Source organism: Paenibacillus sp. FSL R10-2734 (genome assembly GCF_037963865.1).
In the GTDB taxonomy this organism is placed as follows: domain Bacteria; phylum Bacillota; class Bacilli; order Paenibacillales; family Paenibacillaceae; genus Paenibacillus_AQ.
In genome coordinates, this window is sequence record NZ_CP150170.1 from 3,437,552 (window position 1) to 3,451,330 (window position 13,779).

Consider the following 13,779-nt stretch of genomic DNA (forward strand, 5'->3'; position numbering starts at 1 on the left):
CATTCATGACCATGTCGATCCCTACCTCTGTATTTTCATTGTCGCAGGAAACCTTAGCGTTCATTGAACAGAAGTTCCAGGCGAAGAAGCAGCTCGCCAGATCACGTGAGCAGCAGCTATTCCATGTATTCGAGTACGAGCTAACGGAAGAAGAACATTGGGCATTAAAGCTTCTCTTCGCATATATGCCAGCCAATGACTTGGCGGATTATAACGGAGAGATCTTCCTCAATCATGTAAGAACGATGCTGCAGATTCGCCGCGATATGCCGTGGCAAGTACCTGATCATTTATTTGTACATTTCGTGCTACCATATCGTGTGAATACCGAGAACATTGAAGAACATCGGCAAATTCTTCACGAACAGTTGGCGGAAAGAACACGTAATCTTCCCATGAAGGAAGCGATTCTAGAGGCCAATTACTGGTGCCACGAAGTGGCGACGTACATTGGGAGCGATCTGCGGACGATTTCACCATTAACGATGATGCGAAATGCACGCGGTCGTTGTGGGGAAGAATCTACGCTAGCTGTAGCAGCGCTTCGTAGTATCGGGATCCCTACACGTCAAGTGTATACCCCGCGTTGGGCGCATTGTGACGATAACCACGCATGGGTGGAGGCATGGGCTGATGGTGAATGGTATTTCATTGGGGCTTGTGAGCCGGAAGCGCGTCATAATCAAGGATGGTTTGGCCCACCAGTGCGCCGAGCCATGCTCATTAACACACGTATTTTCGCTAATTATGAAGGACCCGAAGATATTACACTCGCAGATGAATGGTTTACTGAAATTAATGTACTAGAAAATTATGCGCCTACGAAGACAATTACGGTACATGTAAAAGATGCATGCGGACAGCCCGTACACGCTGCAGAGGTGCAATTCCAGTTATATAACATGGCGGAATTTTACCCAATTGCCAGCATTCCGTCTAATGCACAGGGGGAAGCTTCGTTCAAGACAGGTCTTGGTGACCTCATCATTCGTGCAGCGAAGGACGGCATTTGGGGAGAAATGAAAATATCGATGGCTGATTGTGAGCACATTGAGCTTGTATTGAATCAAGAGGATCAGCCACTTGTAGGAACGATCGTTGACTATGATATGGTTCCACCACCAGCGCGTGAAGGCGAGGTCATGGAGGACTTGTCCGAGGCACGGATAGAGCGACACAATAAGCGTTTGGAGGAAGGAATCGCGATTCGTACGAAGTATGAAGCGACGTTCGTGACAGAAGAAGCAGCTAGGGAGCTCGGGGTATCCGTTAGTCTACCAGCGGATCGAGTATGGGCTGTACTTCAGAAAGCACGCGGTAATAGTGCGGAGATCGTAGCATTTCTAAGCGAAGCAACACCCGTATATGGAGATTGGGCATTACGGTTATTGGAATGTGTTCATGACAAGGATCTCATCGATACATTCCTTCCAACCCTTACAGATCATGTGGCTGGCGCACTGGCGGTACGTGGTGAGCTCACGGAGGACGTCTTCATTCCCTACATTTTGTGTCCTCGCGTTCATTACGAGATGATTACACCGTACCGTACATTTTTCCAACAAGCCTTCACTTCAGAAGAAGTGGGATTGTTCCGTCAGGACCCAACGAAGCTTGTACAATTCATCGATGAAGCGTGGGATATATGGAATGATCTACCGAATTTGCAAGGGAAGGGTACGGCTGTTGGAACTTTCGAACTGCGTGTAGGAGATCGTAGCTCTCTCGATATTATGTTCGTATCCATATGTCGTAGCCTAGGCATTCCAGCGCGACTGCATCCCATTGAAGCTAAGCCGCAATTTATGGTGAATGGTCATTTTGTGGATGCCCCATTTACGAAAGGTATAGTTGGAAATGAGGCAGCAGTAGCGAACGGAACTCTAATTATTCTTCGTGATCAGGATGCAGCGTCAGACCAGCCAGCGGCTGCATACTATGAGAATTTTACGATCGCTCGTCTGGAGAAAGGTTTTTATAAAACGTTAAGCTACCCGCACGGCGCCAATAACCTGTATGATACGCCCCTTGAGATGGAGCAGGGAGCATATCGTCTGACGACGGGGATTCGCTTGAAGGATGGAACCGTGCTGACCAAGCTCACCTATTTTGAAATGACAGAAGTCGAAGAGACGAAGCTGGTTATGAAGTATCGTCAAGCTACGCAGGACATTCCCGTGTATGGCAAGGTAGATCGATTCGAGAAGCTAGCTACATGGGATGGATCGGAGCAGATCTTCGCTGAGTTTCTGGGCAGTCAAGGCGCCTATGTCGCATGGCTGGAACCGGAACGGGAGCCTTCGAAGCACCTGCTTCGCGAGCTGTCGGAGTTGAAGCATGAGTTCGATATGATAGATGCTCCTATCATTCTTGTGGTGGGTGACAAGCAATGGACAACTTCATTTCAACCAGCCGATTATCCGAATCTTCCAGCAAGGACATTATTTGTACGTGATTCAACGTATCATCTATTACCTGAATTGTTTACAGTGGCCCAATCGAGTGAAGCGGGCTTCCCACATCTGATGATTCTAGATCGTGATGATCAGATTCGTTATATGTCTTCGGGATATAAGATTGCAGCCAGTAAGGAAGCGATGCAAATTTTATCGAGGATGTGAAAGGATGGATCAACAAATGATTGTAGCAGGCTACGTGAGTGATTCCAAATTACCTGAGCTAACGCGCGACCACGTGATGAAGCTGACGCATATGAACGTTGCCTTCGGTTATGTGTTGGATGATCAGATTACAACGGCACATTTGCAATATACGAACCAGTTGCACGAGATTAAAGCGATGAATCCGAACATACAGCTGCTGCTCTCTGTTGGCGGATGGGGAAATGGGGGCTTCTCCGAGGCGGCATCTACCGAAGAAGGACGTCAGAAATTCGCAGCTTCGGCTGTACGAGTAGTAACAGAACTTCCATTCGATGGTGTCGATCTGGACTGGGAATATCCCTGCTACAGTGAAGCCAATATTGCCTCGTCACCGGATGATAAACGTCATTTTACGCTGCTGTTGAAGACCATTCGAGAAGCGTTAGATATGAAAGGTGCAGCTGAGGGCAGGCATTACTTGCTTACGATCGCTGCAGGAGCAGATCAATATTATATCGATGGTACAGAGATGGATCAAGTACAACAATATTTAGATTTTGTTCAATTGATGACCTACGATATGCGTGGAGGATTCCAGATTCTAACGGGACATCACACCAATCTGTACAATTCAACGGGAGATTTGTTCCGAATTAGTACAGAAGCATCCGTCAATATGTTCATGCAGGCAGGTGTACCCCGAGAGAAAATCGTCATTGGCGTAGCATTCTATTCCCGGATGTGGAAGCAGGTGCCGAACAGGAATGATGGATTTCTACAAATGGCGGGTACAACAGGAGGTTATGGTCCGGAATATACAGAACTTCTAGCCTATTATATCGACAAGAATGGGTTCACACGTCATTGGGATGATGAGGCCAAAGCGCCACATTTATTTAATGGAGATACGTTTATTTCCTATGATGACGTGGAATCGATCACACATAAATGTGAATATGTCCAACGTGAAAAGCTTGCGGGTGCGATGTTCTGGGAGTACAGCTGCGACAAGACACATACACTGCTCGATGCGATGTATGCAGGCCTATCGAGAGACTGAAATGATGCGCCCCATTCAATTAGTTAACAAACATGATTTCCTAGTCAACAAACGTTAGATTACGAATAAATAGACTTTTAATGCGCTTTATTATCATTTACAGTATGGGGGAAAGGTTGGACTCAATCGTTGAGGACAGGCCGTAGACTACATTCAAAGACGTGGGAGGAGTTTAGGAAATGAGCAAAATTATTGGTGAGGCACTACCAAATATGCCGTGGCAGGATAAGCCGAGTGGCTATAATGCCCCAGTGTGGCGGTATACTCAAAATCCGATTATTCAGCGTGATGCACAGGTGAACTCGAACAGTATTTTTAATTCTGCGGTGATTCCGTTCGAAGGTGGATTTGCAGGGGTGTTCCGCTGTGACTCTAGATCCGTAAGTATGGATATATTCGCTGGCTTTAGTCAGGACGGGCTACATTGGGAAATTAATGAGCAACCGCTCCAATTCGAAGGTGACGAATATGTAACGAAGCGGGAATATCGCTACGATCCGCGCGTGTGCAAAATCGAGGATAAATATTATATTTCATGGTGTAACGGGTATCATGGACCAACGATTGGTCTTGCTTATACGTATGATTTCAAAACATTTCATCAATTGGAAAACGCTTTCTTGCCATATAACCGTAATGGAGTGCTCTTCCCACGCTTAATAAATGGCAAGTATGCCATGATAAGCCGTCCAAGTGATACAGGCCATACGCCATTTGGAGATATTTTCTTTAGTGAGAGTCCAGATCTAACGTATTGGGGTAAACATCGTTATGTGATGGGGACGATTAATTCAGATGCATCCGCATGGCAATCGAAGAAAATTGGTCCAGGGCCGGTTCCGATTGAAACCGATCGTGGTTGGTTGTTGATCTATCATGGTGTCATTAATACATGTAACGGGTTCGTATATCGTATGGGCGCGGCATTATTAGATCTACACGAACCATGGAAGGTGCTCGCACGATCACGGAATTACATTCTTGGACCAGAAACATTGTATGAGTGTGTAGGAGATGTACCGAATGTCACTTTCCCTTGTGCCGCATTGTCAGATAGCGAGACAGGTCGCATTGCCATTTACTATGGTTGTGCCGATACCGTAACAGGCGTGGCATTTACAACAGTGGATGAGCTGCTGGACTATATGGATAAGTATCCGCTGTAACGACATCATCAGATGCAATGACAGAATTTCAATTGTAGAGGAGCTTATCAATGGAACAGTTTAGATTACCCAAAATTACGATGCCATCCTTAACCTTGCCACAATCGATTCAAGAAGTTCTACAAGAAGCAGAAGAGAAGCTTGCGCATCGACCGAAGCTACTTCAGCTATTTAAGAACTGCTTCCCGAATACTTTGGAAACGACGACGAAATTAAAAGAGGATGGAACGACTTTTGTCATCACAGGAGACATTCCAGCTTGTTGGTTACGGGATTCGGTAGAGCAGGTCATTCATTATGTACCGTTTGCCAAAGAGGACGAAGCTCTTCAACGCATTCTTAAAGGCTTAGTAAAGCGTCATATACAGTACATTCATATTGATCCATACGCGAATGCATTTAATGAATCTGCGAATGATTGGCATTGGAATACGACGGATATAACAGACATGTCCCCTTGGGTATGGGAGCGTAAATTTGAAATTGACTCCTTATGTTTCTCGATGCGGCTTGCTTATGCGCTATGGAAGGAAACAGGGATTACAGATATATTCGATGCTGGGTTCAAATCGGCTATGCGTATTATGTATAACTTGTTCATCACAGAACAGCGTCACTTTGAAGAATCGCCATATCGCTTCACTCGAAATAACGGTATTCCTGAGGATTCCTTACGAAATAAAGGTCTTGGAATGCCTGTCAACTATACAGGAATGGTGTGGTCAGGCTTCCGCTCAAGCGATGATGTATGCGAATTCCACTACAACATTCCAGGAAATATGTTCGCGGTGGTTACACTTCGCCAAATGCAGGAATTTGCGGAGTGGGTATTCCGTGATATGGAATTTTTGCAAGAGTTGAAGGATTTAGAAGCAGATATCGATCATGGGATCAAAACATACGGTATTTATCGTCATCCGCAATTCGGACCGATTTATGCTTTTGAGACGGATGGCTATGGTAACCACTGTCTCATGGATGATGCGGGAACACCGGGATTGATTTCGATTCCTTACTTGGGCTATTGCACAACTGAGGATGAAATCTATCAGAACACGAGAAGATTTGTGTTATCCAAGGAAAACCCTTATTACTTTGAAGGTAAAGTAGCAAAAGGTATTGGTAGTCCACATACACCGGCAGGTTATGTTTGGCATTTGTCACTATCTATGCAAGGGCTCACAGCAACGACAGCAGAAGAGAAGCTAGCGATGATCGAGTTACTGGAGAAGACGGATGCGGATACAGGCTATATGCATGAAGGATTCCATTCTGACGATCCAACGATTTTCACAAGAAAATGGTTTGCTTGGTCGAATAGCTTGTTCTCTCAACTCGTGTACAAGGCGATGCAGGAAGGTATCTTGTAGTGAGAGGGGGAGCAATGGCATGACGAAGAAAAGAACGGCACATATCGTTTCCCATTCGCACTGGGATCGTGAATGGTATTTACCCTATGAGAAGCATCATGTTCGTCTCGTTCAATTGGTAGATAGTTTGCTAGATCGGTTGGACGAGGAGTCAGAATTTCGTAGCTTTTTCATGGATGGGCAGACGATCATTCTCGAGGATTATCTTCAAGTTAGACCGGATCAGAAGGAGCGGCTGTTGCGTCATATTCAAAATGGTCGAATCCTTATTGGTCCATGGTATATATTGCAGGATGCGTTCCTCACCAGTAGTGAAGCCAATGTAAGAAATATGCAGATCGGTCATCAAGATGCACTGAAGTATGGGGAAGTATCCAAAATTGGATACTTTCCTGATACCTTCGGGTTGTGTGGACAGACACCACAGCTGATGCAGCAGTCAGGTATTCAGAACGCCTTCTTCGGACGTGGTGTGAAGCCGACGGGCTTCAACAATGAGGTATCGGATGGAGATTATGAATCGTCTTACTCCGAATTGATCTGGGAAGGCCCAGATGGCTCCAAGGTACTCGGTATTCTATTTGCGAATTGGTACTCGAATGGAAATGAAGTCCCAGTAGATCCGGTAGAAGCCAAGGCATATTGGGATCGGAAGCTAGCGGATGCGGAAAAATATGCATCGACGAGCGAGCTACTATATATGAACGGCTGTGATCACCAGCCAGCTCAGCTGGACTTGCCGGAAGCCATTCGGACAGCTAGTGAACTCTATCCAGACACGGAGTTTATTCACTCCAATTTCAATGATTATCTGAATGCACTGCATCGTTCACTTGATTGTGAATTATCAACCGTCCAAGGTGAGCTTCGAAGTCAGCGTACAGATGGATGGGGAACGTTAGTGAATACGGCCTCCTCTCGTGTGTATTTGAAGCAAATGAACCAGCAGGGTCAGACATTGCTCGAGAAGGTTGCTGAGCCGTTATCTGCTTATGCTCATCAGTTGGGACATGCGTATCCACATCACTTATTCACTTATGCATGGAAGACGCTCATGCAGAATCATCCGCATGATAGTATTTGTGGCTGTAGTGTGGATGAGGTACATCGTGAGATGGTAACGCGATTCGACAAGAGCCGTCACGTTACAGAATCTATTGTACAGAACAGTATGGAGACGATCGCAAATCATGTGGATACATCATGCTTCGCCGAATACGGGGATCACGCATGTCCATTCATTGTGTTTAATACGACAGGCCATGACCGCAGTGGGGTAGTTACGGTGGAGCTGGATATTGCTCGTATCTATTTCCGGGAAGGCGAAACGATCGAGAAGATGCGTAATCAGATGACATCGCACGAGATTCATCCTCATCGCGTGATTGATCATGGTGGGCGTCAGCTAGAATATCAGCTAACCGATCTGGGGCTCCACTTTGGTTATGACTTGCCTGATGATAAATTTCGTCAGCCGTATTTCTCACGCCGTGTTCGATTAGAGCTTCATGTCGAAGCAGTTCCTGCAAATGGTCATCAAGTTTATGCCTGGATGGAGGATGTAGTAGAGAGACCACATTCTGAAATAAAGGAAAGCTCGCTACTTCATGAACGGACGCTAGAGAATGAGTTTATTGCTGCACGGATTGAAGATAATGGCTCGATCACATTAACGGATAAGGCAAATGGTAAAGTATATCGCGGTCTCGGTATTTATGAGAATAGCGGCGATATCGGAAATGAATACATGTATTGTCAGCCGAAGAATACGAACGTATTGACGACAGAAGCGCTTATAGCTGATATTTCTATCGTATCCGATCAGCCATACGCATGTACGGTACAAATCGTTCATGATTGGGACATTCCAGTAAGTGCGGATGAATTGCTCGCAGCAGAGCAGCAAGGCATCGTGTGGTTCCCGAGTCGTCAGGCTGGACGTTCAACCGAAACCGTGAAGCTCCATATAACAACGACTGTAACGCTTGAGAAATATAGTAAGGGACTTCAAGTGAAGAGCTCCTTCGATAATCAAGCGAAGGATCATCGCATCAGAATGCTGTTCCCAACGGATCTCGTCAGCGATGTGCATCAGGCGGATTCGATGTTTGAGATCGCAACACGAAGCACAGAACCTTCGAGTGAGTGGACGAACCCAGACAATAGTCAACATCAGCAAGCGTTCGTTAGTGTGAAGGACGACGTGACGGGCTTAACCATCGCTAATAAAGGGTTAAATGAATACGAAGTGTTACGTGATGGACGGAATACGATTGCCGTTACATTGCTACGCTGCACAGGTGAGCTTGGAGATTGGGGCGTCTTCTACACACCAGAAGCACAATGTCTAGGTCCTGCTCAGGCGGAGCTCATGATTATTCCACATGGTTCTGCGGTAGCTGAAGAAGCGTATGCGCTTGCCTATCAATATCAAATACCATGGATGACTGTATCGACAGATATTCATAATGGTAGTCTTCAGCCGAAACATCAATGGTTGCAGGCGAGTGGAAATGACATGCAGCTCTCTTCCGTGAAGGTAGCTGAAGCAACGGGTGATCTTGCGATTCGTTGGTTCAACATGACCACTTCACCAACGACTTTAGCCTTCGAACCTCGTATGAACTATAGTCAGGCGTATAAAAGTAATATACTCGAATCACATGAGGAAGCGCTTACGGCCGATTCAAACGCTGTCATCCAGCTTGAAGTAAAGGCGGCCGAGATCGTAACTGTTGTTCTTAATAAATCGATATGAGCACCAAGTAGAGGAGAATAAAAGATGACTAACACAAAACCTTGGAAAATTTATGCAATTCATCATTCCCATACCGATATCGGCTACACAGAGCGTCAGGAGAAGATCCAACAATATCATGTAGACTTTATCCGGCAGGTGCTTCACATTTTGCGTGAAATTCAATCCGGTCGTCGACCTGAATGGGAGGGGTTTAAGTGGGTATGTGAAACATTCTGGCCTATCGAAACCTTCCTGAGTCGGGCAACGGAGCAAGAAAAGGAAGAGTTCGTAGCCGGAGTTAAGCGTGGTGATATCGGCTTGTCCGGTACGTACTTGAATATGACGGAATTAATCGGCAAAGATTTGTTCACATCGATGATTGCCCGTGTACGAGATTTTGGATATTCCATTGAAGCTCCAATTACATCAGCGATGACTGCAGACATTAACGGCTTCAGCTGGGGGTATGGTCAGGCATTGTTAGATGCCGGTATTCATAATTTATCTACCTGCATTCATACCCATCACGGAATGTTTCCTTGCTGGAAGAAGCAGCAGCCTTTCTGGTGGGAAATGCCTTCCGGTGATCGCTTGCTGACCTGGAGTGGGGAGCATTATGTATTCGGTAATGATCTGGGGCTTGTACCTGGTATGGGCGGGAAATATACGATCAAAGATGAATTTGATATGAGTCATGGCGCTACATTCGAGATTGCTGAACAGCGTATACTTCGCTACATTGAGCGTTTGCAAGAGGATGGCTATGCCTTTAACTTCTTCCCGGCTATGTTCTCAGGGCTACCAACGGATAACAATCCACCGAATGCGGAGACGATGACCTTCATTCGTCAATGGAATGCGAAGCACGGCGAAAATATTGAGATTCAGATGGCAACTTTAGATGATTTCTTCGATGAAGTTCGTGCTCATGCACAGCAGCATGCGGAAGATATTCCTGTGTATCGTGGAGATTGGCCAGACTGGTGGACGGATGGCGTAGGTTCAACACCGAAGCATGTACAAGTATTCCGTGAAGCACAACGTGTATATCAAAAGGTTAGAAGGCTGGATCCGAACTGTGAAATCGTTACATCGGAGACGATGAAGGAGATGGAATATCAGTTAACGATGTTTGCTGAGCATACATGGGGCTATCATTCATCCATTTCCGAGCCTTGGAATCCGTTCGTTCAGGAATTAGGCTTGCGGAAGGAAGCCTTTGCTGCCAATGCAAGTACGATTGCGCATCGTGCGTTGTATGACATTCTTGAGGCGAAGGGCGATGCATTACTTGCTCCTGGGCGCCCTATGAAGTTTAAAATTCATAATCCATATCATTTCGTACAAGAAGATTATGCGCATCTCATTCTCGAAGGATGGTATCACGATGAGATCAAGAATGGCTTCGAGGTGCGTGATATTACGACGAATGAGGTCATTCCAGCACAGCTTCGTCTGGCATCTCGAGGTGTGATCGTAACGATTCCGGTAACATTGCAGCCAAGTGAAGAGAGAGTACTTCAGATCTTCGCCGTGAAACCAAGTATCGGAACCGCTTTTATGAACGATTATTTAGCATCCGATCGCGTGATGGATCTGGATGTTACGCATGATGTGAAGAATTTCCGCATGACATCTTCCTATGTAGAAACTCCATTTGTACACATCACGTGGAAAAAGGGCGAAGGGATCACCTCGTGGGTCGATAAAACGACAGGAAAAGAGCTACTTCGAGCTGATCGCCAGCACGCAGCTTTTACGCCAGTCTATGATGTTACACCTGCAACGAAGGTTGGAGAAATGACCGAGGTGCGTCGTCTGATGGGCCGTAATCGGAAGGGACCGGATGCGATCGTTTCAACGGGCGAGTTAATTAGTGCGGAGCTCATTACGCAAGGTCCGGTGTATGGCATTATTCAATTGACCTATAAGGTGGATGGCTGTGAGCATTATTCCTTGTTCTTAACAGTATACGCGGATCGTCCACGTGTGGATGTGGCCGTACGTATGCATAAAGAGAGCGTATGGAAGCCTGAAAACTTATATGTTTCACTTCCTTTTGGTGGCTCATTATCAACGGATAAGTATGACTTATGGGTGGATAAGATGGATGCGTTGACACGGATGCGGAAGGATCAATTACCAGGCAGCTTAGCAGATTACACAGCGGTTGGAGAAGGAGCTGTATATGTTTCCGAATCGCAAGGCGTTGTGATCGCGATGCCAGACACTCCATTAATTCAGCTAGGTTCGCTAGAACATGGGTATCGACTGCTTAACGGTGATGAGAAGCTAGAGCAGGATCCAGCTCATTTGTACGCTTGGGTGATGAATAACTATTGGGAAACTAATTTCTCTGCGACATTGGGTGGTTTCTATGAATTTAGATATTTCATCACTTGGGGCGAGAACTATAGCAAACCGGATGCTTCCATGGATGCATGCCGTGGAATGAATGCTGGCATTCTAGCTTGGCGCCAACACTAGCTCAACAAAACTGGAGGTATATATCGAATGAAATATAAAAACCCTTCGTTATCTATTGCTGAGCGTGTTGCAGATTTGTTGGCCGAAATGACGCTGGAGGAGAAGCTTGGACAGCTTCTCCAGCCTTTTGGCTGGAAGACATATGTAAAAGGCGACGGAGATGTTCAGCTCACGGATACATTTAAAGACGCAATTGCGAATGGTGGAGTCGGTTCACTATATGGTGTGCTTCGAGCAGATCCATGGACAGAGGTTACACTTGAAACAGGCTTGTCCCTGCGTGAAGGGGCCGAGGTTACTAATCTTATTCAGCGATATGCAATGGAGCATACGCGACTAGGCATTCCAATTCTATTTGGTGAGGAATGCTCCCATGGACATATGGCCATAGGGAACACGGTGTTCCCTGTACCACTGACCATAGGAAGTAGCTGGAATACAGAGTTGTTCCGACAGGTTTGTCAAGCTGTAGCGGTAGAGACTCGTGCACAAGGGGGAGCAGCTACCTATTCTCCTGTATTGGACGTGACACGTGATCCGCGATGGGGGCGGACAGAGGAATGCTTTGGTGAAGATCCTTATTTGATTAGTGAAATGGCAATAGCTGCGGTGAAAGGGTTGCAAGGGGATTCGTTAAATACGGATCATACCATTCTTGCAACCTTGAAGCATTTTGTAGCTTATGGTAGTCCAGATGGTGGGCGTAATGCGGATACCGTACGTATGGGCATGCGTGAGCTGATGGAGAAGGATTTACTTCCTTTCCAGCGTGCGGTTGCAGCAGGTGCCAAATCCATAATGACAGCTTACAACGAAATTGATGGCGTACCTTGTACGTCTAGTAAAGAGCTGTTGACGCATATTTTACGTGACACATGGGGCTTTGACGGATTCGTCATCACGGATTGTGGAGCGATGAGTCAACTCAGACACGGTCATCAAATTTGTGAGACGGAAGAAGAAGCGGCCAGTCTATCGCTGAAAGCGGGCGTAGATATGGAGATGTCCGGTGAAACCTTCGGGCAATATTTACAAACTGCGCTGGATCAGCAATTGATCGCAGTGTCAGATCTAGATCTTGCGGTGGAGCGAATCTTGCGCTTGAAATTTGAATTAGGATTGTTCGAACACCCGTATGTGAATCCAGCGTTGGCAGAGCAAGTTATTGGTCAATCGTCTCATCGAGAGCTGGCTCGGCAAGCTGCACGCGAAGGCATTGTGTTACTGAAGAATAAGGAACAGGCATTACCGTTATCTCCATCCCGTGGCAAGATCGCCGTGATTGGACCGAACGCGAACAATATGTATAACCAGTTAGGCGATTATACGTCACCGCAGGAGCGGGAGCAGATTGTTACCGTATTGGATGGCGTTCGCGCGAAGTGTTCAGGCTTTAGTGAGGTTGTGTATGCACCAGGCTGTCGAGTCAAGGATCCGTCGAGAGAAGGGTTTGAGTCAGCGATTGCAGCTGCCGCTACAGCGGATACAATTATTGCTGTTGTAGGCGGATCGAGTGCACGTGATTTTGGCGAAGGTACGATTGATTTGAAGACTGGGGCTGCGGTCATTACCGATACGTTTATGCTAAGTGATATGGATTGTGGAGAAGGGTTTGATCGTGCCCAGCTGAATTTATGTGGAGTACAGCTCGAGCTGTTGCAGGAGCTTCACAGTTTAGGCAAGAAGCTGATTGTTGTGTATATCAATGGTCGCCCAATTGTTGAGCCATGGATTGATGAGCATGCTGATGCGATTGTGGAGGCATGGTATCCAGGACAAGAAGGAGGTCATGCGATTGCGGATATCCTGTTCGGTGACTACAACCCATCAGGTCGATTAACATTATCCATTCCGAAGCATCTGGGACAATTGCCTGTGTACTATAATAAGAAGCGTTCGCGTGGGCATCGATATTTAGAGACGGATTTCCAGCCGCAATATGTATTTGGATATGGGCTGAGCTACACGAGCTTTCACTACGATAGTATCCAATTGGATCAGTCGAGTATTTCCGTTGGTGGTACTTGTACGGTTTCGGTGGATGTGACGAATACGGGAGATGTGGCTGGACAAGAGGTCGTTCAGCTGTACATCAAGGACTGTGTCAGTACGATATCACGCCCAGAGAAGGAGCTGAAGGGCTTCTGTAAAATAGTTTTGGAGCCTGGGGAGAAGCGTACGGTTCACTTTACAATTACGTCACAGGAGCTGCAATTTGTCTCAGCAGATTTAACATGGATCGTCGAGCCTGGTCGATTCGAAATTCACACCGGTTCGAATGTAGAGCAAACATTGTCCATCGATTTACAGGTTGTACAATGAGTGCGATGAAGCCGACGAACGATCAGGAGGA

Annotated in this window: 7 protein-coding genes; all 7 read left to right on the top strand. The window is 46.3% G+C overall.

Annotated elements, in window-relative coordinates; genetic code table 11:
* Window positions 1-5: 5 nt before the first annotated feature.
* The 7 genes from NSS67_RS15090 (at window position 6) to NSS67_RS15120 (ending at window position 13,748) form a co-directional block, all read left to right on the top strand.
* A complete protein-coding gene (locus NSS67_RS15090) occupies window positions 6-2,621 on the top strand; it encodes a transglutaminase domain-containing protein (RefSeq protein WP_339320277.1) in 2,616 nt (871 codons plus the stop codon).
* A gap of 4 nt (window positions 2,622-2,625) precedes the next feature.
* Window positions 2,626-3,663 (top strand): glycoside hydrolase family 18 protein, encoded by a 1,038-nt coding sequence (locus NSS67_RS15095; RefSeq protein WP_339320278.1) that lies wholly within the window; start codon window positions 2,626-2,628, stop codon window positions 3,661-3,663.
* Between the two features lie 179 nt (window positions 3,664-3,842).
* Window positions 3,843-4,829 (top strand): glycoside hydrolase family 130 protein, encoded by a 987-nt coding sequence (locus NSS67_RS15100; RefSeq protein WP_076300575.1) that lies wholly within the window; start codon window positions 3,843-3,845, stop codon window positions 4,827-4,829.
* A 50-nt stretch (window positions 4,830-4,879) separates the two neighbouring features.
* Window positions 4,880-6,199 (top strand): glycoside hydrolase family 125 protein, encoded by a 1,320-nt coding sequence (locus NSS67_RS15105; RefSeq protein ID WP_339320279.1) that lies wholly within the window; start codon window positions 4,880-4,882, stop codon window positions 6,197-6,199.
* A gap of 19 nt (window positions 6,200-6,218) precedes the next feature.
* Window positions 6,219-8,957, top strand: coding sequence for an alpha-mannosidase (locus NSS67_RS15110; protein WP_339320280.1), 2,739 nt, complete (start codon window positions 6,219-6,221; stop codon window positions 8,955-8,957).
* Window positions 8,958-8,981: 24 nt separating this feature from the next.
* Window positions 8,982-11,426 (top strand): glycoside hydrolase, encoded by a 2,445-nt coding sequence (locus tag NSS67_RS15115; RefSeq protein WP_339265537.1) that lies wholly within the window; start codon window positions 8,982-8,984, stop codon window positions 11,424-11,426.
* 27 nt (window positions 11,427-11,453) lie between these two features.
* On the top strand, window positions 11,454-13,748 hold the full coding sequence (locus tag NSS67_RS15120; protein ID WP_339320281.1) for a glycoside hydrolase family 3 N-terminal domain-containing protein: 2,295 nt from the start codon (window positions 11,454-11,456) through the stop codon (window positions 13,746-13,748).
* The last annotated feature ends 31 nt before the right edge of the window (window positions 13,749-13,779 follow it).

Coding starts and splice junctions, on each gene's coding strand:
- NSS67_RS15090 (WP_339320277.1), top strand. CDS start 6: ATGACCATGTCGATCCCTACCTCTGTATTTTCATTGTCGCAGGAAACC.
- NSS67_RS15095 (WP_339320278.1), top strand. CDS start 2,626: ATGGATCAACAAATGATTGTAGCAGGCTACGTGAGTGATTCCAAATTA.
- NSS67_RS15100 (WP_076300575.1), top strand. CDS start 3,843: ATGAGCAAAATTATTGGTGAGGCACTACCAAATATGCCGTGGCAGGAT.
- NSS67_RS15105 (WP_339320279.1), top strand. CDS start 4,880: ATGGAACAGTTTAGATTACCCAAAATTACGATGCCATCCTTAACCTTG.
- NSS67_RS15110 (WP_339320280.1), top strand. CDS start 6,219: ATGACGAAGAAAAGAACGGCACATATCGTTTCCCATTCGCACTGGGAT.
- NSS67_RS15115 (WP_339265537.1), top strand. CDS start 8,982: ATGACTAACACAAAACCTTGGAAAATTTATGCAATTCATCATTCCCAT.
- NSS67_RS15120 (WP_339320281.1), top strand. CDS start 11,454: ATGAAATATAAAAACCCTTCGTTATCTATTGCTGAGCGTGTTGCAGAT.